At 60.2% G+C, this 19809-nt stretch carries 24 protein-coding genes; 7 read left to right on the top strand and 17 right to left on the bottom strand.

All coding sequences use genetic code 11. The annotated features are described in order from the left end of the window. The 6 genes from pheT to thrS form a co-directional block, all read right to left on the bottom strand. Entirely contained in the window at window positions 1-2382 is a 2382-nt protein-coding gene (pheT, locus tag AC1MEK_RS13530; RefSeq protein WP_480396792.1) for a phenylalanine--tRNA ligase subunit beta, read from the bottom strand. 33 nt (window positions 2383-2415) lie between these two features. Next, complete coding sequence (gene pheS, locus AC1MEK_RS13525; RefSeq protein ID WP_480396791.1) at window positions 2416-3432, bottom strand: phenylalanine--tRNA ligase subunit alpha; 1017 nt, start codon at window positions 3430-3432, stop codon at window positions 2416-2418. Window positions 3433-3534: 102 nt separating this feature from the next. Further along, window positions 3535-3891 (bottom strand): 50S ribosomal protein L20, encoded by a 357-nt coding sequence (gene rplT, locus AC1MEK_RS13520; RefSeq protein ID WP_010222414.1) that lies wholly within the window; start codon window positions 3889-3891, stop codon window positions 3535-3537. Between the two features lie 28 nt (window positions 3892-3919). Beyond that, entirely contained in the window at window positions 3920-4114 is a 195-nt protein-coding gene (gene rpmI, locus AC1MEK_RS13515; protein ID WP_027620572.1) for a 50S ribosomal protein L35, read from the bottom strand. 60 nt (window positions 4115-4174) lie between these two features. Continuing rightward, the gene (infC, locus tag AC1MEK_RS13510) at window positions 4175-4726 is read right to left on the bottom strand and encodes a translation initiation factor IF-3 (RefSeq protein ID WP_480397022.1); all 552 of its coding nucleotides are present in this window, start codon (window positions 4724-4726) and stop codon (window positions 4175-4177) included. Next, complete coding sequence (gene thrS / locus AC1MEK_RS13505) at window positions 4726-6648, bottom strand: threonine--tRNA ligase (RefSeq protein WP_480396790.1); 1923 nt, start codon at window positions 6646-6648, stop codon at window positions 4726-4728. The genes infC and thrS overlap by 1 nt, the downstream gene beginning before the upstream one ends. A 393-nt stretch (window positions 6649-7041) precedes the next feature. On the opposite strand from thrS, the gene AC1MEK_RS13500 reads away from it, so the two are divergent. Both AC1MEK_RS13500 and AC1MEK_RS13495 read left to right on the top strand, forming a co-directional pair. Next, window positions 7042-7356, top strand: a complete 315-nt coding sequence (locus tag AC1MEK_RS13500) for a hypothetical protein (protein ID WP_480396789.1) — start codon at window positions 7042-7044, stop codon at window positions 7354-7356. 297 nt (window positions 7357-7653) lie between these two features. Next, complete coding sequence (locus AC1MEK_RS13495; protein ID WP_017904083.1) at window positions 7654-7866, top strand: cold-shock protein; 213 nt, start codon at window positions 7654-7656, stop codon at window positions 7864-7866. A 58-nt stretch (window positions 7867-7924) separates the two neighbouring features. On the opposite strand, the gene AC1MEK_RS13490 is transcribed toward AC1MEK_RS13495, so the two are convergent. The 8 genes from AC1MEK_RS13490 to AC1MEK_RS13455 form a co-directional block, all read right to left on the bottom strand. Next, window positions 7925-8248, bottom strand: a complete 324-nt coding sequence (locus AC1MEK_RS13490) for an I78 family peptidase inhibitor (RefSeq protein WP_480396788.1) — start codon at window positions 8246-8248, stop codon at window positions 7925-7927. A 234-nt stretch (window positions 8249-8482) separates the two neighbouring features. Further along, window positions 8483-9511, bottom strand: coding sequence for a nucleoside hydrolase (locus AC1MEK_RS13485; protein ID WP_480396787.1), 1029 nt, complete (start codon window positions 9509-9511; stop codon window positions 8483-8485). Between the two features lie 42 nt (window positions 9512-9553). Further along, entirely contained in the window at window positions 9554-9958 is a 405-nt protein-coding gene (rbsD, locus tag AC1MEK_RS13480; protein WP_480396786.1) for a D-ribose pyranase, read from the bottom strand. Further along, window positions 9955-10872, bottom strand: coding sequence for a ribokinase (rbsK, locus tag AC1MEK_RS13475; protein WP_480396785.1), 918 nt, complete (start codon window positions 10870-10872; stop codon window positions 9955-9957). Before rbsK ends, rbsD begins: the two co-directional genes overlap by 4 nt. A gap of 35 nt (window positions 10873-10907) precedes the next feature. Continuing rightward, complete coding sequence (locus AC1MEK_RS13470) at window positions 10908-11933, bottom strand: LacI family DNA-binding transcriptional regulator (RefSeq protein WP_480396784.1); 1026 nt, start codon at window positions 11931-11933, stop codon at window positions 10908-10910. A 1-nt stretch (window position 11934) separates the two neighbouring features. After that, window positions 11935-12930, bottom strand: coding sequence for an ABC transporter permease (locus tag AC1MEK_RS13465; protein ID WP_480396783.1), 996 nt, complete (start codon window positions 12928-12930; stop codon window positions 11935-11937). Then, a complete protein-coding gene (locus AC1MEK_RS13460; RefSeq protein ID WP_480396782.1) occupies window positions 12930-14480 on the bottom strand; it encodes a sugar ABC transporter ATP-binding protein in 1551 nt (516 codons plus the stop codon). Before AC1MEK_RS13460 ends, AC1MEK_RS13465 begins: the two co-directional genes overlap by 1 nt. Window positions 14481-14545: 65 nt before the next feature. After that, a complete protein-coding gene (locus AC1MEK_RS13455; RefSeq protein ID WP_480396781.1) occupies window positions 14546-15505 on the bottom strand; it encodes a substrate-binding domain-containing protein in 960 nt (319 codons plus the stop codon). Between the two features lie 347 nt (window positions 15506-15852). On the opposite strand from AC1MEK_RS13455, the gene AC1MEK_RS13450 reads away from it, so the two are divergent. Next, complete coding sequence (locus AC1MEK_RS13450; protein ID WP_480396780.1) at window positions 15853-16122, top strand: hypothetical protein; 270 nt, start codon at window positions 15853-15855, stop codon at window positions 16120-16122. A gap of 8 nt (window positions 16123-16130) precedes the next feature. On the opposite strand, the gene AC1MEK_RS13445 is transcribed toward AC1MEK_RS13450, so the two are convergent. Together AC1MEK_RS13445 and AC1MEK_RS13440 are read right to left on the bottom strand one after the other, a co-directional pair. Beyond that, a complete protein-coding gene (locus tag AC1MEK_RS13445) occupies window positions 16131-16433 on the bottom strand; it encodes a DUF1883 domain-containing protein (protein ID WP_480396779.1) in 303 nt (100 codons plus the stop codon). Window positions 16434-16511: 78 nt separating this feature from the next. After that, window positions 16512-16736: a YgdI/YgdR family lipoprotein gene (locus AC1MEK_RS13440; protein WP_480396778.1), complete on the bottom strand. Its 225-nt coding sequence runs from the start codon at window positions 16734-16736 to the stop codon at window positions 16512-16514. 256 nt (window positions 16737-16992) lie between these two features. Between AC1MEK_RS13440 and AC1MEK_RS13435 the strand changes: the two genes are divergently transcribed. Next, window positions 16993-17187 carry a DUF1654 domain-containing protein gene (locus AC1MEK_RS13435; protein ID WP_480397021.1) on the top strand — a complete coding sequence of 65 codons (195 nt, stop codon included), beginning with the start codon at window positions 16993-16995 and terminating at the stop codon, window positions 17185-17187. A gap of 109 nt (window positions 17188-17296) precedes the next feature. Beyond that, window positions 17297-18361, top strand: coding sequence for an endonuclease/exonuclease/phosphatase family protein (locus AC1MEK_RS13430; protein WP_480396777.1), 1065 nt, complete (start codon window positions 17297-17299; stop codon window positions 18359-18361). Window positions 18362-18421: 60 nt separating this feature from the next. On the opposite strand, the gene AC1MEK_RS13425 is transcribed toward AC1MEK_RS13430, so the two are convergent. Further along, window positions 18422-18751: a hypothetical protein gene (locus AC1MEK_RS13425; RefSeq protein ID WP_480396776.1), complete on the bottom strand. Its 330-nt coding sequence runs from the start codon at window positions 18749-18751 to the stop codon at window positions 18422-18424. Window positions 18752-19233: 482 nt separating this feature from the next. Between AC1MEK_RS13425 and AC1MEK_RS13420 the strand changes: the two genes are divergently transcribed. Further along, window positions 19234-19467 (top strand): DUF6555 family protein, encoded by a 234-nt coding sequence (locus AC1MEK_RS13420; protein WP_480396775.1) that lies wholly within the window; start codon window positions 19234-19236, stop codon window positions 19465-19467. A 75-nt stretch (window positions 19468-19542) separates the two neighbouring features. After that, window positions 19543-19797: a hypothetical protein gene (locus AC1MEK_RS13415; RefSeq protein ID WP_480396774.1), complete on the top strand. Its 255-nt coding sequence runs from the start codon at window positions 19543-19545 to the stop codon at window positions 19795-19797. Window positions 19798-19809 lie beyond the last annotated feature (12 nt).

Raw genomic sequence — 19809 nt, 5'->3', positions numbered from 1 at the left:
CTACTTCCTTAACGTGGCGTTTAACCTTTCCTCGAGCGAGGTGAGAATTTGCTGCGTCGAAGCATTTACCTCATCGTCAGTAAGAGTGCGCGATGGATGTTGCCAGGTCAAGCCAACGGCAAGGCTTTTTCTATGCGGATCAATGCCTTTACCCTGATAAACATCAAACAGGCTGAGGTCTGTGAGCCATTGCCCTGCATTTTCACGAATTACATCCATCACGGCAGTGGCCGCAACCTCGCGATCGGCCAGCAGCGCCAGGTCGCGACGCACTTCAGGGAAGCGCGACAATTCGTGGAATTTCGGCAGACGCCCTTCCACCACTTCCGCCAGCACCAGCTCGAACACGAACACCGAACGGTCCAGACCCAGGGTCTTGGCCAGCTCCGGATGCAGTGCGCCGATGTAACCGACTTCGCGGCCATCGCGCTCGATGCGGGCCGTCTGGCCAGGGTGCAGCGCAGGATGCTTGCCCGGTACGAAACGGAAATCATCCAGCGCTCCGGCGAAGCCCAGTACTGCCTCGACGTCGGCCTTGACGTCGAAGAAGTCCACGGCGTCGCGGCCCTGTGCCCAACCTTCCGGCAGACGGCTGCCGCAGATCACACCTGCCAGCATAGGCTGTTGTTGCAAACCTTCCAGTTGCCCCACGAAACGCAGGCCACTTTCGAACAGGCGCACGCGGTCCTGCTGGCGGTTGAGGTTGTGCTGCAGCGCCTTGACCAGGCCCGGCCACAAGGACGAGCGCATGGCCGCCATGTCTGCCGAGATCGGGTTGGCCAGCAGCAGAGGCTCGACGCCCGGGCTGAACAGCTCGAACCACTTCTGGTCGATGAAACTGTAAGTAATTGCTTCCTGATAGCCGCGAGCGACCAGCAGACGACGCAGCGCAGGCAGATCACCTTTCGCTTCGGCACGGGCTTGCGGCGCCAGACGCGCCTGCGGATAACGAACCGGCAGGCGGTTGTAGCCGTACAGACGGGCCAGTTCTTCGATCAGGTCGACTTCCAGGGAAATGTCGAAGCGATGGCTTGGCACTTCGACGCGCCACTCACCCGCCGCTTGCGCGGACACCGCAAGGCCCAGACCGGCCAGCAGGCGCTCGACCTCGGACGCTTCCATCTTCATGCCGAGCATTTGCTCGATGCGCTCGGCGCGCAGGGTGACCGGCGCAATTGAAGGCAGGTGCTGCTCGCTGACGGTTTCGATGACCGGGCCGGCTTCGCCGCCGGTGATTTCCAGCAGCAGGCCAGTGGCGCGCTCTATGGCTTCACGGGCCAGTTGCCAGTCCACGCCACGCTCGTAGCGGTGCGAGGCGTCGGTGTGCAGGCCGTAGGAACGGGCCTTGCCGGCGACCGCGATCTGGTCGAAGAAAGCGCTTTCCAGGAAGATGTCGCGGGTGCTCGCGGTGTTGACGCCGCTGTGCTCGCCACCCATGACACCGGCAATCGCCAGTGCGCGTTGATGGTCGGCAATGACCAGAGTGTCGGCGCGCAGGCTGACTTCCTGGCCGTCCAGCAGCACCAGTTTCTCGCCTTCTTCTGCCATGCGCACACGAATGCCGCCGTTGATTTCGGCGAGGTCGAAAGCGTGCAGCGGCTGGCCCAGTTCGAGCATCACGTAGTTGGTGATGTCGACGGCGGAGTCAATGCTGCGCACTTCGGAGCGACGCAGGCGCTCGACCATCCACAGCGGGGTCGGGCGCGACAGGTCGACGTTGCGAATGACACGACCCAGGTAACGCGGGCAGGCAGCTGGCGCCAGCACTTCGACCGGGCGCACTTCGTCGTGGACCGCAGGGACCGCCGCCACTTGCGGGCGAGTCACCTTGGCGTCGTACAGGGCGCCGACTTCACGGGCCAGGCCCGCAACCGACAGGCAGTCGCCACGGTTGGGCGTCAGATCGACCTCGATACTGACATCGTCCAGCTCAAGCCAGGCGCGGAAATCCTCACCAACCGGTGCGTCGGCAGGCAGCTCCATCAAGCCATCGTTACCCTCGCCCACTTGCAGCTCGGCCTGAGAGCAGAGCATGCCGTTGGACTCGATGCCGCGCAGCTTGGCCTTCTTGATCTTGAAGTCGCCCGGCAGCTCGGCGCCGATCATGGCGAACGGAATCTTCAGGCCCGGGCGCACGTTTGGCGCGCCGCAGACCACCTGGAAGGTTTCCGAACCGTTGCTGACCTGGCAGACCCGCAGCTTGTCGGCATCCGGGTGCTGTTCGGTGCTCAGGACTTCGCCGACCACCACGCCGCTGAAGACGCCGGCAGCCGGGGTGACGCTATCGACCTCAAGGCCGGCCATCGACAGACGAGCCACCAGCTCGTCGCGGGAAACTTGCGGGCTGACCCAGCCACGCAACCATTGTTCGCTGAATTTCATGCTGTTCTCCTAATGATTTGACGTGGGTGAGCCCTAGCGGAATTGCGCCAGGAACCTCAGGTCGTTGTCGAAGAACAGGCGCAAGTCATTGACGCCATAACGCAGCATGGCCAGACGCTCGGCCCCCATGCCGAAGGCAAAGCCCTGGAACTCTTCAGGGTCGATGCCGGACATGCGCAGCACGTTCGGGTGCACCATGCCGCAACCCATGACTTCCAGCCAGCCGGTCTGTTTGCAGACACGGCAGCCCTTGCCGCTGCACATCACGCATTCCATGTCCACTTCGGCCGAAGGCTCGGTGAACGGGAAGTAGGACGGGCGGAAACGCACCGCGAGTTCTTTTTCGAAGAACACGCGCAGGAACTCCTCGATGGTGCCCTTCAGGTCGGCGAAGTTGATATCGCGGTCGACCAGCAGGCCTTCGACCTGGTGGAACATCGGGGAGTGAGTGATATCGGAGTCGCTGCGATACACACGGCCTGGGCAGACGATGCGGATCGGCGGCTTGTTCGCTTCCATGGTGCGGACCTGTACCGGCGAGGTGTGGGTGCGCAGCAGCATGTTGGCGTTGAAATAGAAGGTGTCGTGCATCGACCGGGCCGGGTGGTGGCCTGGGATGTTGAGCGCCTCGAAGTTGTGATAGTCGTCTTCGACCTCGGGGCCTTCGGCGATGCCGTAGCCGATGTGGGTGAAGAACTGTTCGATACGTTCCAGAGTCCGGGTGACCGGGTGCAGACCGCCAGTGGTCTGTCCGCGGCCAGGCAGGGTCACGTCAATCGACTCGGCGGCGAGTTTGGCGGCAAGATCCGCTTCCTCGAACGACGCCTTGCGCGCATTGAGAACCTCTGTGACACGCTCCTTGGCAACGTTGATCAGGGCGCCGACCTGCGGGCGCTCTTCAGGCGGCAGGTTGCCCAGGGTCTTCATCACCTGAGTCAATTCGCCTTTCTTGCCGAGGTAGTGGACCCGGATTTGCTCCAGGGCATTGATATCTTCGGCGCTTTGCACAGCCTCAAGTGCTTGAGAGACCAGCGCGTCCAGGTTTTCCATGTACAGACTCCAGATACGAAATAGGGGAAGAGCTTACAAGGCTCTTCCCCTATCCATGACGTTTAACACCGAACCCCGAAGGGTCCGGTGATTGCCGGGGACTTAGGCCAGCGAGGCTTTAGCTTTCTCGACAATCGCAGCAAACGCCGCTTTTTCGTTCACTGCCAGATCAGCCAGAACCTTACGGTCGATTTCGATCGACGCTTTTTTCAGGCCAGCGATCAGACGGCTGTAGGACAGGCCGTTGATGCGAGCACCAGCGTTGATACGAGCGATCCACAGAGCGCGGAACTGACGTTTTTTCTGACGACGGTCGCGGTAGGCGTATTGGCCTGCCTTGATTACCGCTTGCTTGGCAACGCGGAACACGCGGGAGCGTGCGCCGTAGTAGCCTTTAGCAAGTTTCAGAATTTTTTTGTGACGCTTACGGGCAATGACGCCACGCTTTACACGAGCCATGAGTAACTTCCTCTATCTTTGATCAAAATTAACGAAGGCGCAGCATGCGCTCGACTTTTGCCACGTCAGATGCGTGCAGCAGGCTGCTACCGCGCAGTTGACGCTTACGCTTGGTCGACATTTTGGTCAGGATGTGGCTCTTGAAAGCGTGCTTGTGCTTGATGCCATTCGCGGTTTTCAGAAACCGCTTAGCTGCACCACTTTTGGTTTTCATCTTTGGCATGTTCGGATACTCCGCATTCAGTTGATAAACATAACCGCAAGGCCTGCCGTGCCCTGGAGGTTATTTCTTTCTTTTCGGGGCGATGACCATGATCAGCTGGCGTCCTTCCATCTTAGGATGCTGTTCGACCGAGCCGTATTCAGTCAGGTCAGCCTCGACCCGCTTCAACAACTCCATCCCCAGCTCCTGGTGGGCCATCTCACGACCGCGAAATCTCAAGGAAATCTTGGCCCTGTCCCCGTCACTCAGGAAACGTACCAGGTTGCGTAGTTTTACCTGGTAATCCCCTTCCTCCGTCCCTGGACGAAACTTGATTTCTTTAATCTGAATCTGCTTCTGGTTCTTCTTCGCTTCGCTGGCCTGCTTCTTCTTCTCGAAGAGGTGCTTGCCGTAGTCCATCACCTTACAGACAGGTGGCTGGGCGTCTGCGGAGATTTCCACCAGATCCAACTTCGCTTCTTCAGCTATACGAAGCGCTTCATCAATCGAGACGATGCCAATCTGCTCGCCGTCAGCGCCAATTAACCGAACCTCGCGTGCCGAGATATTCTCGTTGATCGGGGCCTTCGGTGCAGCTCGTTTATCTTGTCTCATTTCACGCTTAATAATAATTACTCCAAATCTTGGCGACCACGCCGGGAAACCGCTTGCGCGAGCAGCGCCGAGAACTGGGCGACCGGCATGGAGCCAAGGTCTGCGCCTTCACGGGTACGCACAGCGACAGTTTGCGTCTCAACCTCCCGATCCCCGATGACGAGGAGATAAGGAACCTTGAGCAAAGTATGCTCGCGGATTTTAAAGCCAATTTTTTCATTTCTCAAGTCAGACTTGGCACGGAACCCGCTTTCATTGAGATTTTTTTCGACCTCGAGGGCGAAGTCGGCCTGCTTGTCGGTGATGTTCATGATCACCGCCTGAGTCGGCGCCAGCCAGGCAGGGAAAACGCCGGCATAGTGCTCGATCAGCATGCCGATGAAGCGTTCGAACGAACCGAGGATCGCGCGGTGCAGCATGACCGGGCGCTTGCGGTTGTTATCTTCGGCCACGTAGCTGGCGTCCAGGCGCTCCGGCAGGTTCGGGTCGTACTGCAGGGTGCCGCACTGCCAGTTACGGCCCAGGCAGTCGCGCAGAGTGAACTCGATCTTCGGACCGTAGAACGCGCCCTCGCCCGGCTGGTATTCCCACTCCAGGCCCGAGTCATTCAGTGCGTCAGCCAATGCACCTTCAGCGCGATCCCACAGTTCTTCGGAACCGACACGCTTGGCCGGACGAGTGGACAGCTTCATAGCGATATCGGAGAAGCCGAAGTCCTTGTAGACGTCCAGGGTGAGTTTGATGAAGTCGGCCGCTTCTTTCTTCACCTGATCTTCGGTGCAGAAGATGTGCGCGTCGTCCTGCACGAAGCCACGCACGCGCATGATGCCGTGCAAGGCACCCGACGGCTCGTTGCGGTGGCAGGCACCGAACTCGGCCAGACGCAGCGGCAGGTCGCGGTAGGACTTCAGGCCCTGGTTGAACACCTGCACGTGGCACGGGCAGTTCATCGGCTTGACGGCGTAGTCGCGGCTTTCCGACGAAGTGGTGAACATGTTCTCGGCGTAGTTGGTCCAGTGGCCGGAACGTTCCCAGAGAATACGGTCGACCACTTGCGGGGTCTTGATTTCCTGGTAGCCGTTCTCGCGCTGCACCTTGCGCATGTACTGCTCGAGCACCTGATAAACGGTCCAGCCATTGGCGTGCCAGAAGACCATGCCCGGCGCTTCTTCCTGCAGGTGGAACAGGTCGAGCTGCTTGCCGATCTTGCGGTGATCGCGCTTCTCGGCTTCTTCGATGCGCTGGATGTAGGCCGCCAGTTGCTTCTTGTCAGCCCAGGCGGTGCCGTAGACACGCTGTAGCTGCTCGTTCTTCGCGTCGCCGCGCCAGTAGGCGCCAGACAGTTTGGTCAGCTTGAACGACTTGAGGAAACGGGTGTTCGGCACGTGCGGACCGCGGCACATGTCGACGTATTCTTCGTGGTAGTACAGGCCCATGGCCTTCTCGTCCGGCATGTCCTCGACCAGGCGCAGCTTGTAGTCTTCGCCACGGGCCTTGAACACTTCGATCACTTCAGCGCGCGGAGTGACCTTCTTGATGACGTCGTAATCTTTCTCGATCAGCTGCTGCATGCGCTGCTCGATCGCCGCCAGGTCATCCGGCGTGAACGGGCGCTCGTAGGCGATATCGTAGTAGAAGCCGTCCTCGATCACCGGACCGATGACCATCTTCGCGGTCGGGTACAGCTGCTTGACTGCGTGGCCCACCAGGTGCGCGCAGGAGTGGCGGATGATTTCCACGCCTTCCTGATCTTTCGAGGTGATGATCTGCAGGGTCGCGTCGGCGTCGATGACGTCACTGGCGTCGACCAGTTGGCCATTGACCTTGCCGGCAAGGGTTGCCTTGGCCAGGCCTGCGCCAATGGATGCGGCGATCTCGGCTACGGAAACCGGGTGATCGAAAGAACGTTGACTGCCGTCGGGAAGAGTAATGGTTGGCATGGCGCCTCCTCTCCTAGTGGTGACCCCTACCAAAGGTCACGTGGGTTGGGATAGAGCCAGTACGCGATTCGGTGGTGTACCTGCCTCACAGTGGCAGGAGCCCGAGGGCCAACCGTTTGACCGAACCAGAGTGACTGGAATGTACGAAATCGAAATCTGTTGCCCAGGCACGAACCTGGCTGCGCAAGCCGCTAGAACTCTGCAGGACGCGCATCCTAGCACAGCCAGCCCGCTTGGCGACGGTAAAGGGAGCGCTCTGGATCAATAATCTTTTCTGCAAATGCTGTGAGAAAACGCCGATCACTGAACTGGGACGATTCCTTGTCGTCAGATTTACCGAGGCCCGTTAAAGACTTGCGCCAACGCAGGTCCCACCGACAAAAGGAATCAACCATGAAGCTTCTACGTGTTGCCGCCCTCCTCGCCCCAATCGCCCTGGCGCTGCCGCTCAGCGCTCACGCTGCCATGGACGCCAAGACCAGGGCCACCTACATGAGCGAATGCACGGCCGCGGCCACCCAGAACAATCAGGGAATGAACGCTGCCGCCGTCAAGGCCCATTGCGAGTGCGGCGCCCAGCAGATCGACAAGAACTTCTCGGACAAGGAGATCGCTTCGCTGAATGACAAAACGACGCCTCCTACTACCGAAATGACCTCTCGCCTGCAAAATGCGGTGGCGCAAAACTGCCTGAAGGGCAAAAAATAAAAAATTTACACTGCGCTACACATACGCTCCCCGTGGCGCACTGAAAATTTTCCAGCAAAATGCTGAAGCCCGCGATATTCGCGGGCTTCAGACGTTTCAGAAGAGCGCCGAACACAATCTGATTCGGCCAGAAACAGGGCAAGGGCAAATCAATTCGACGTATCTATTTGCGGCATTGGCGCAAAGTTCTCGCTGAAAAAGTCCAGCCTTCACACAATTCGACTATGATAGCCCGCGTGTGCCCAGTTGGCCTGAGCAGCACAGCACTACTGAATATCATGTTTTTGGAGATACACCATGTCTAATCGCCAAACCGGCACCGTAAAATGGTTCAACGATGAAAAAGGCTTCGGCTTTATCACTCCACAGGGTGGCGGCGACGACCTGTTCGTACACTTCAAGGCTATCGAAGCTGACGGTTTCAAAAGCCTGAAAGAAGGCCAGACCGTTTCCTTCGTGGCTGAGAAAGGCCAAAAGGGCATGCAAGCCGCTCAGGTTCGCCCGGAGTAATCCGAGCGCGCTGAAAAAACCCCGTCACTGACGGGGTTTTTTATGCCTGCAAAACGGCTCAGCCGCAGTTGACGCGATTGACCGTGGCGGCCTGGTCGGTATTGAGGTTCAGGCGATCGGAGCGGTACTCCATGGTGATCATGTCGTTGGGGCCCAGCACCCGGGCCGTCTGCGCGCCCGCCTTCACCCGCGCCTGTTCCAGCAAGGCTGGCGTGGCCGGTTTGCCAACCGCGAACTGCGCGGCGGCTGCATCACAGCGGGAATGACCGGTTTCGGTAGTGGCGCTGCCTTCGGTGGGCTTCGACGATTCGGATGTCGTGCTACAACCTGCCAGCAGTGCTGCTACCAGAACCAGACCCGATGATGCGTATTTCCAGGGCATACAGCCTCCTTGTATTTACATGAACCAGAACCTCTGCGACAGCACCTCGCCCGCTTGGTTTCACCCTTGGCGGCAAACCCCGGCGGCTGGCTGCGCCAGAAAGGCTGGCAGTTTGCCCGAGCAGGTCCTCTGCCCGGGCAGGCAAATCGTCACAAAACGTTAGCCAATGCTGCCAGCACCTGCCTTTGGATCAGTTCTCTTCAGTAAAGCCTGGAACGGCGTTTAGCCTGCAGATCACTTCAAACGCGCCAAACGCTCGGTCAACAGATCGAAGAACCCTTGCGCGTCGCCGTTCTCGATCCAGAACACGTTCTTGGGCTGGCCCAGGGTGTCGTACCAGTCGGCGACGGTCTGGCCAAAGCCCGGCCCTTCGCGACTGTCGATGACCACGTTGATCTGCTTGCCGGTGAACAGCTCGGGCTTGAGCAGCCAGGCGATGACGCTGGCGTCGTGCACCGGCCCGCCAGGCAAGCCGTAGTGCACCATGTCGGCCTTGACGTACTCGTTGAGAATGTCGCCCACCAACTTGCCCGCATTGTTGTTCAGCGCTTCGATCTGTTTGAGGCGCTGTTCGCTGGTGAGAATCTTGTGGGTCACGTCCAGCGGTACGTACGTGAGTTTCACGCCGCTGGCGAGTACCACCTTGGCGGCATCGGGGTCGGCGTACAGGTTGAACTCGGCCACCGGCGTGATGTTGCCGCCGTTGAAATGCGCGCCGCCCATGACCACCACTTCCTTGATGCCCTGGGTAATTTCAGGGGCCTGGATCAGTGCCAGCGCCAGATTGGTCTGCGGCCCGAGCATGGCGACGGTGATGCTGTGTGGCGCGGCCTTGCTCAGGGTGTCGACCAGATACTGCACGGCGTTGCCCTTGGCCAGCCCCTTCTTCGGCTCGTGCACCTCAACGCCCGGCAAGCCTTCCTTGCCGTGGATGTTCTCGGCGTAAATCGGCGGACGTACCAGCGGCCGCCCGGCACCCGCGTAGACCGGCACCTCTTCACGCCCTGCCCACTCGCGAGCCAGGCGCGCATTGCGCGAGGTCTTGTCGATGCGCACGTTGCCGGCGACGGTGGTGATGGCCAGAACGTTGAGTTCATCCTTGGATGCCAGCGCCAGTAGCAACGCCACCACATCATCGGCGCCCGGGTCGGTGTCGATGATCAGATCACGTCGTTCGGCAGCCTGGGCCGCAGTGGCAGAGAAAAGGGCCAACAGTGCGATGCTCCGAAGCAGATCGAGAAGGAAAGGACGGCTTTTTTGCATGTGAAACTCCCTGTTTCATGGGTATGAGTCGAAACGACGCGATCAGAAGACCACGCCCGCCACCAGGGCGATATTGGTGTAAGGCTGGCACTCCCCCGTGCGCACGATGGCGCGGGCAGTGCGGCTCAACTGCTTGAGCGCCTCGTGGCTGACCACACGCTGCTCACCCAGGGCACCTTCGGCATTCAACCGGTCGAGAACGCTCAACGCCGGTGGCTGCTTGAGGCGGATTTCCTCGGCCAGCACATGGCTTTCCACCTGCATTTCCGCCAGTACGGTATCCAGCACGCTGACAAAATCGGGAACGCCGCGGGTCAGGGCCAAGTCGATCAGTTCCACTCCGGGCGGCACCGGCATGCCGGCGTCGACGATCATCAGCACGTCGCCGTGGCCCAAGGATGCGATGACCCGCGACAGGGCAATGTTCAACAACGGAGTCTTTTTCATGGCTTGTAACTCCGCACTTCGGAGAGGGTCGGAATGGAGGGCTGTGCACCCGAACGGGTGACAGACAGGGCCGCTGCGATCTGTCCGAAACGTATCGCGTCGGACTCGGATTTTCCGTCGGCCAGCGCCGCTGCAAAACCGCCGACAAAGGTGTCGCCCGCTGCGGTGGTGTCCACGGCCTTCACTTTAGGGGCCGGAAAGTGCTCGCTGCGGCCATTGCTGGCGAACAGCGCGCCCTGCTCGCCCAGCGTCACCAGCACCTTGCCGACGCCTTGGGCCAGCAGCGCATTGGCGGCCGCTTCGGCGCTGGCCACGCTGTCGACCGGCAGGCCGGTGAGCATCGTCGCTTCGCTTTCGTTGGGGATCAGGTAATCGATCCACCCATACCATTGGTTCGGCAACGGCCCGGTGGCAGGCGCCGGGTTGAGGATCACCGTCTTGCCCAGCTCGCGCCCGCGCTTGAGCACATGGCCCACGGTGGCCTCCGGCACTTCCAGCTGGCAGATGATCACCTCGGCCTGCTGCAGCAGACTATCGAAGCGGTCGACCACCTCGGCACTGACATGCCCGTTGCCGCCCGCGACGATGACGATAGCATTCTGGCTGCTGTCATCGACCACGATCAAGGCAACTCCGGTCGACTCGTCGGCGACGGCAGTCACGGCCTGGCAATCGATGCCTTCGGCCAGCAGCGCAGCGCGCAACTGCTCGCCATAGGCGTCGCCACCGACACAGCCGACCATCGCCACGCTCGCCCCCAGGCGCGCGGCCGCCACGGCCTGGTTGGCACCCTTGCCGCCCGGCACCGTGACGAACGATTGCCCGGCCAGGGTTTCCCCGGCGCGAGGCAGGCGCGGCGCACGGGTCACCAGATCCATGTTCAGGCTGCCCACTATCACTACTTTTGCTTGCATGACGTCAATACTCTTCAATCCGGCCCGGGGCCGGTTCAGCGAAACTCGTTGAATGCGTTGGTCGGCGGCGCCGTGGACTCGCGCACCACCATGCTCGGCGCGACAATCGCCTGCTGCACCGGCGGCGCCTCGCCGCGCGCGGAAATCCGGCGCAGCAAGACTTCAGCGGCACGCTCGCCCAACTGCAGGATCGACTGCCCCACAGTGGTCAGCGCTGGATAGACGAACTGGCTCATCTGGATGTCGTCGAAACCCACCACCGACAGATCTGCCGGTACCTTGACGTTGCGCTCGGCCGCCGCGCGCAACACGCCGATGCCGACCATGTCGTTGGCGGCGAAAATCGCAGTCGGGCGATCGGTCTCCAGCAACTGACAGGCCGCCCGATAGCCACTGGGGCCGGTGAAGTCGCTTTCGACGATCCAACTGTCCTGTACCGCGACAGCAGCCTCCTGCATCGCCCGCCGGTACCCGGCCAGACGCATGCGCGCGACGCTGGTCTGGGCAGGGCCGCAGATGCAGGCGATGTGACGGTGACCCAGTTGCAGAAGGTGCGAGGTCGCCAGATAAGCGCCCAGTTCGTGGTCGATGCGCACCAGGTCCGCAGTAATGTTTTCCAGATCCCGGTCGACGATCACCAAGGGTGTGCGGACCGCCGCCAGGCTGTCGACCAGGCCGTCGTCACCGCCCACTGACGACACGATCAGGCCGTCCACACGCTTTTCCAGCAACACACGCAGGTAGTTGCGTTGCTTGTCCAGGTCGTCATCGGAGTTGCAGAGGATCACGCAGAAGCCATTGCGTTCGCAGTAGTCCTCGATGCCGCGGGCCAGTTCGGCGAAGTACGGGTTGATGCCGTTGGGAATCAACAGGCCGATGGTGGCCGTGGATTTGGCTTTCAGCGAACGGGCGACGGCACTGGGCACGTAGTCCAGTTGTGCAATCGCCTCTTCCACTTTCTTGCGCACCCCGTCACTCACCGGACGAGTGCGGTTCAGAACGTGCGACACCGTGGTGTAGGAAATGCCCGCGAGGGCGGCAACGTCTTTGATGGTGGCCATGTCAGCCTCGCCGTTTAGCGCGATGGCTGCGGTAGGTGTCGAGGATCACTGCCACGACGATCACCGCGCCGGTGATGATGCGTTTGGTCGGTTCGGTGGCGCCGATCTGCGCAAGGCCTGCCGCCAGCACCGAGATGATCAGCACGCCGAAGAAGGTGCTGATCACCGAACCACGGCCGCCCATCAGGCTGGTGCCACCAATCACGACCGCTGCGATGACCTGCAACTCCAGACCGGAGCCTGCGTTGGGGTCGGCGGCTTCCAGACGGGAAATCTGGAACAGCGCAGCAATCCCCGCCAGCAGCCCCATCAGGGAAAACACCAGGATCTTGTAGGGCTTGGGATTGATCCCCGCCAGACGCACGGCTTCTTCGTTGGTGCCGATACCGATCAGGTAGCGACCGAACACCGTGCGAGTCAGCACCGTCTGAGCGGCGAAGATCACCACAAGGGCGATCACGAACGAAGGCGAAATGCCAAACGCCAACGGGTTGGACAGCCAGGCAAACGAGTCGCCGATGTAGGCGGTGCGCGAATCAGTCAGCTGATAGGCCAGACCCCGTGCCATTTCCAGCACGCCCAGCGACACGATGAACGACGGAATGCGCCAGGCCACGGTAATCGAACCGGTCAGGGTGCCCGCCGCCGTGGCGCAGACAATACCCAGCAGCGCCGCCGGCAGTACGCCCCAGCCCCAGCCGAGCATGGCGACGCTCACGGCCGACGCCGCCAGCGCCAGCACCGAACCGACCGACAGGTCGATGCCGCCGATGATCAGAATGAAAGTCATGCCCACCGCCAGCACCATCAGATCGGGGATCTGGTTGGCCAGGGTGCTGAAGGTTTCATAAGACAGAAAGTGATCGCTGAGCAGCGAGAACAGCACGATCATCGCCAGCAAGGCGCCGGCCAGGCCCAGATAGGTGCCCAGGCCAAAATAATTGCCGCTGCGCTTGCCCACGGAAGGCAGCGCGGCTTGAGTGGTAGAAGTTTTCATCAGGCAGTCCTGGGCGCGGCTTCAGCGAGCAGCGCATCACGTTTTTGATATCCGGCGAAGGCCGCGGCGAGCAGTTCGTCCTGGGTCCAGCTGTCGCGCTCGAAGGTGTCGATCAGGCGCCCTGCAGAGAGCACGCCGATGCGGTCGCAGATCAGCATCAACTCGCGCAGATCGCTAGAGACCACCACCAATGCGCGGCCTTGGCGGGTCAGCTCGCCCAGCAGTGCGTAAATGTCGAATTTGGCGCCGACGTCGATGCCGCGAGTGGGTTCGTCGAACAGCATCACTTGGCAGTCGCGCTCCAGCCAGCGGCCGATCACCACCTTCTGCTGGTTGCCACCAGACAACTCCGACACCAGTTGCGTGGGGCTCGAGCTGCGAATGCGCATGGCTTCGACCTGACGCCTGGCCAGGGCCATTTCCGCAGCGCCGTTGACCACGCCCGCACTGGAAATCGCCGGCATGTTGCCCAGCGCGATGTTGGCGCTGATCGACTGCGACAGCAGCAGGCCCTCGCCCTTGCGGTCTTCGGTGATCAGGGCGATGCCATGGCTGACGGCATCGACCGGCGAATCGATGCGCACTTGCCGCAGCGGGCTGCCCACCTGCACCGAACCACTGTCGGCGATGTCGGCGCCGTAGATCAGGCGCAGCAATTCTGTGCGTCCCGCACCAATCAGGCCGGAGATGCCGAAAATCTCGCCCGCCCGCACGTCGAAGGACACATCACGGACCTTGTCCGAACGGCTCAGGCCCTTGACCGACAACGCCACGGCACCGATCTGGCGTTTGCCCAGGTCGATCTGTTCGCCCAGCTCGCGGCCGACCATCAGGGTCACCAACTGGTCGCTGTTGTAGTTGGCCATGGCATCGACGCAGACCAGCTTGCCATCGCGCAGTACAGCGATGCGCTGAGCCACGCGGGCCAGTTCTTCCAGGCGGTGGGAGATATAAATGATGGAAACGCCGCGCTCCTGCAGGCGGGTGATCTGCTCGAAGAGCATCTCCACTTCCCGGGCCGTGAGCATGGCCGTCGGCTCGTCGAGAATCAGCACGTGGCAATCGCCGATCAGGTTGCGGGCGATTTCCACCATCTGCTGATGGCCGATGCCCAGCTCGCTCACCAGCGTGTCAGGATCGATGGCGTCGAGGCCGACCTGGGCCATGGCCTTGATCGCGTCTTCACGCAGCTTTTTACGATTGATGAAACCGGCCCGACTGGGCAGGTTGTCCAGAAACAGGTTTTCGGCCACCGACAGGGTTGGCAACAGGTTCAGCTCCTGCATGACCATGCGCACGCCGAGCTTTTCGGCCTGTGTGCGGCTGGCCGGCTGGTACGGCTGCCCCTGGAATTGCATCTGGCCGGTGGTGGGCGTGACCAGCCCACCGATGATTTTCGACAAGGTACTCTTGCCTGCACCGTTTTCCCCGGTCAGGGCCAACACTTCCCCGCGCATCAACTCAAGGTCGATGTCGCCGAGCACAGGTTGGGCGTAGGTTTTGCCGATGCCGCTGACAGACAGAACAGCGGCCTTTGCAGACGCTGACATAACACGCTCCACGCGCCTGCCCCGGCGGGCAGACGCTGCTTACAGATGATGGCGACGAATCGCGCTTATTGCGGCTTGGTGACCAGCTCGACCGGGGTCTCGATGACGCCGTCCTTGATGTCGAGCTTGTCGCCCTTGACCATTTTCAGCGCGGTATCGATGCCGAACACAGCCTGCCGGGCGGCGAACTGGTCAGCCGTCGCGAGCACGCGACCATCCTTGAGCATAGGCTCGATTGCCTTGATGTTGTCGTAGCCCACGACCTGGACCTTGCCGGTCTTGCCTGCGGTCTTGACCGCAGAGACGGCGCCCAGCGCCATGCTGTCGTTGCCGGCCAGCAGTGCTTTCAGATTCGGGTGCGCGGTGAGCATCGCAGCGGCAACAGCGTTGCCCTTGTCGATTTCCCAGTTACCCGACTGGGTAGAGACGATCTTCATCTGCGCGCCATCCATCGCATCCTTGAAACCGGCGGTGCGCTGCTGGGCGTTGGTGGTGGTCGGCACGCCTTCGATGATGCCGACTTCGTCACCCGCGCTCAGTTGCTTGGCCAGGTAGTCACCCACCAGCTTGGCGCCCTTGCGGTTGTTCGGGCCTACGAACGGCACTTCGATGTTCTTGCTTTTCAGCACGTCAGCATCGAGCTGGTTGTCGATGTTGACGACCTTGATCCCGGCATCCATGGCCTTTTTGATCACCGAAGCCAGGGCTTTGGAGTCAGCAGGCGCGATGACCAGCGCGTCGACCTTCTTGACGATCATCTGGTTGACGATGTCGATCTGCGCCGCGGTGTCGGATTCGTTCTTGATGCCGTTGGAGATCAGGTCGAAGTCGGCCGAATGTTGTTTCTGGTAGGCCTTGGCGCCGTCTTCCATGGTCAGAAAGAATTCGTTGGCGAGGGATTTCATCACCAGCGCGACGACAGGTTTTTTTGCGTCGTCGGCGTGGGCAGCAGAGAGAGGCAGGGCTACAGCGCCAGCGGTGAGCATGGCTACGGCAAGAAGACGTGCAGCGAATGGCAGCTTCATGGAATCACTCCGATATTTATGATTATTGTATCGGCAACGAATGCGGGGTTTCAGGCGAGCGTGAGCCCTTCGCAAACGTTTGCGTGATCGAAACTATGGGCAATCAGGCAACGCTTTGTCAATCTGCAAAGTGTTGCATCCTCTCTGCGCGTTAGATCTCGTCTCATCCCGCCGTAAAAAAGTACCGTAAAACAGTCATTTGTGAGCATAGCCTCATCTGAAATATTATTATTTGCTGGCCACTGGCCTACAGACGCAATTGCTGCGCTACTATGACCGCCGCGAGGTATCGCCACACAACCAGCAGCGCTAACAGTTTTTTTCGGATGGATGGGGGGAGTAAAACGATGGACCCGGCCGCAAAGGACAGTCGTACCGAGGAAAAGTCAGATCCGGCTTCGGACTTCATTGCATCGATGATCGCTTCCCTTCCCGGCGTGGCATGCGTGGAAAAAAGCCGGGAGGCTCAACGGCACTGGTATGAGTCCCTGTCGGAGATCGAGCAGATGCACGTGCGCGACAAGATCCGCGCCGAAATCTCGCGCATCAGGGCCGGTTTCGGCAAGCGCACCGAATCGATCCCGGCACCTGCCGTGCGCCTGCGCGACTACGGTTGAGCCAGGCGTCAACCCAGCCGCGAGCTTGAGCGTCGCACGATCTTGATCGAATGCTTGACGTTGGGCTTGCGGGTCACGCTGATCGCCCGCTGGGTCACCGTGTCGATGGTGATGTTCCAGAAACCGGTGCTGGGCACCACGATCTTCGCCGGAAACCGGTCGAACGCGCCGCCGTGATAGGTGTGGCGCCCGCCATTCTTGAAACTGCGGAAATTGGCGTCGTTCATGAGGCGGATGTTGCAGGTGTTCGAACACTCGATGACCACGATGTCGTCTTCGTTGAGGTGTTCGCGCTGATGAATGAATTTCACGGAATGTTTCCACAAGGATAAAGGCTCGGGCGCCAGAATATCACGACGCCCCGCGCCCTCGCCGCACCCTCGGGACCGTCAGTCCTCCTCCTTCACCGTCGCCACTTCGTCGGCACGTACCCTGACGGTCTTGCCGGAAATGTCCTGGAACTCATAGAAGCCGTCCTTGCTCTTGGTCTTCGGCAAATCCTTGGTCACGTATTGTGTGCCGTTTTGCAGCGTCACCACCGTGGCGGTCGAACAACCCGCCAGCCCTGCGCAACAGATCAGCGCCATGCAAAGCCCTAACCCTTTGATCTTCATGACAACTCCTTTATTTGCGAACCTGGCGAACCGAATCGCCAACAGAGAATCTGATCGACACGATCGACTTTGGTTCGCGGGCGCAGGGCAATGATCAGCATCAACGGACGACATCGCCGGAAGCATTTGCCTACGTCGATGTTGCGAAACGTCCGACACTCAAATACTGTATGCACATACAGCAATAACAAGGGACTTTCCTGTGTCTGACGCCACTGTTGCAACTGCTTCGTCCGGCTCCTACGAACGCCTGGGCATGCGCATCCAGAAAATCATCAACGCCCCCACCGCACAGCGCTCCCGCTCTGCCCTGATCTTTCGCCTGGCCGATGAGCAGGAAGATGACTGGAGCCAGCTGCTTGAGGAAATCGCCGAGAACGACAACGTCACCCTCGCCTGGCGAGATGACGGCGGCGTACAGATCTTCTGGACGGTGCCCAAGGAAGACTGACTGACGCAGGTTCCGCCCGACGCCTCCCCGCAATCCCCTGTCCTTCCAACACGCCGACGAGCCTGGCGCTCGTTCGGCTTTCATTCGAATCAGCCTGTAGTGGGTAAAGATGTTCAGATTTTTTGTTTCGTTGTTGCTGGCCCTTTCTTTTCTGCAAAACGCATCCGCTGACGTCAATATCGGCACCTGGAACCTGGAGCACCTGAGCGTGCGGCCGAACAAGGATTTCCAGGGCATCGCCAAGGTCGCCCAGAAAGTGGACTTCCTCGCCGTACAGGAACTGATGAATGAAGAGGCGCTCGACGCGCTGGCCAAGGAGCTGAGCAAGCAGACCGGCAAGCACTGGAGCTCGATGGCCTCCCATGCGGTGGGTCGCAAGTCCTACAAGGAAATGTACGGTTTCGTGTGGCGCGACGATGTGGTCGCCTATGAAGATGGCGCAGTGACCTACCTCGACCGCAAGGACACCTTCGAGCGCGAGCCCTACTCCGCCCGCTTCAAGTCGCTCAAGGACGGCACCACCTTCGTCGTGGCGACGGTGCACATCCTGTACGGCAAGAGCCAGGCCGACCGAGCCTCTGAAATCACCGCCCTGTCCGATTACTGGGCGTGGTTGAAAGACACCTACCCTGGCAACAACCCGATCATGCTGATGGGCGACTTCAACACGCCGCCGACGTCACCGGCATGGAACAACCTGGACGCCAGCGCCCGGCCATTGGTGCTCAATGGCGCGAGTACGCTGTCAACCACGGACGGCAAGTTCTCGAATCTGTATGACAACATTTTCGTCAGCAAAAACTCGGCGATTCGCGTCAGCAACGTTCAGGTATTCAACTATCCCAAGTTTCTGGGCATGACCCACGCACAAGGTCGCGACAGCATCTCGGACCATGCGCCGGTGTTCATCACCGCCAACTTCAGCGGCGCCAGCCCGGCCACTGCGGCGGCGCCCACCAAGACCGCATTGCCCAACCCGATGAAGCCTGCAGCCGCCGCCAATGACGGCGCGAAGAACCTGACCGTGGCGATTCGCGGCAACAAGACCACCAAGGTTTATCACCGCCCGGGTTGCCCGTCATACGACTCGATCGCGGAAAAGAACCGCGTCGAATTCGCCAGTGCGGCGGCAGCTGAAGCCGAGCATTACCGTCTGGCAGGGAACTGCCACTGATCGAGGAACTGACCCGGGCGCCTTAGCATGAGCGCCCGGAACCGGCCGGTCTGACGCAAGCTACTTGCGGGCCAGGTCGTGCTGGATGCAACCGTCGTAATAGGTTTGTCTCACCGCAGAAGGCCTCAAGCGCGAGGGGCTCTTGTAGGTTTGCTCGGTGATCCCGATCGCCATCTTGCGCATCCACGGCTGAGTGTATTTTCGCGCCTGCAATTTCTTGCGGGCACTGTACAAGGTAGTGCCTGACAATTTGGACTGCTGCGCCGTCTGCGCCACGCCAGCGCCCCATTTGCAGACCTGAAGATCCTGCTTGCTCACTGTCCGGGCCTGAGCAGGCAATGCCGCTGCCATCAACATCAACGTCATCACGCCAAAAACCACTCTACGCATATGCCCTCGTCCCGGAATTGCCTGAAAAGAAAGGATTTTTCCAGAAAACCTGCTGATAGCGGGCCATCAGATTGCCTTTTTCGACAAATCATTTCCGGAATCCGATTTTGCCGATGCACTGAAGATGCCGAAAGATGCAGATACCTATCCAAAAACATGCAGTTACATACTGATTCAATCCTTCGAATACGTGCGCCTATTCAAACAGATATGGCACATGGCCGCTTATCGGCGAGCGGTTCAAAAGATCATCCAACAATGCAATTCTCTGGCAGTCGGTAGCCTTGCGGGGGAAAGCGCAGCTACTCGTCTCAGGCAGAGAAAACGCATCACGATTCCAGGCCTCTTTTTTGGCAACGCGCCTGTATCGGTCTCGAAATGAAGTGACAGCACCTCCGATGCATCGGCGGATCAAGCTGTCTGGTACATCAGGAAGTACTCAATTTCAGCGCGGCGTGCACCACGCCCAACAGGCCAAGATGATGAATGACTCCAGGGATTTTGAAATTCATTACCAGTTTCGCGGCGAATCCAGACAGTTCTCCCATCACGCCCGGCACTTGTGCGAGCGCGAAGCCTTGCACTTTGCGACCCTGCACGCCGGTGTCGGCGACCTTGACGGCACCTTCGCCGCCGGCCCCCTGCGCCTGGCCATGCGCCAGGCAGAAGGGCTTGGCGTGACTCAGGTTCAGTGGAAACTGGCATTGGCCGAATAAAAGTCCAAACCATCGCGGGATGCGGCGGTCGGTATCTACAAGCAGCGCTCATCAAACCAGCAAAGCGAGGTAGGTATGACCATCGACAATACGCTGAAGAAAGAGGTTCTGACCCGACTGTTGCACGCGCATCCGGCGGGCCTTGGCAAGGAGGTGCTGGACAATTACCGGGGCGAGAATGCCGTGGCCGACACCCTGGAGCATCTGCAGCAGGCGGGCTTGATCCACGACGGCTGCGTGGGCAAGCCGACCAGCGGTGAGCGGACGCTGAGGTATCCGGTCAAGTTGAGTTCTGCGGGGGTTGAGGTGGCCAAGCAGCTTCAGGGGTGAATCAGGAGCAAC

Source organism: Pseudomonas sp. 2 (genome assembly GCF_056627435.1).
Note: the sequence above shows the minus strand (reverse complement) of the source record. Positions and strands in the feature narration are given on the sequence as shown.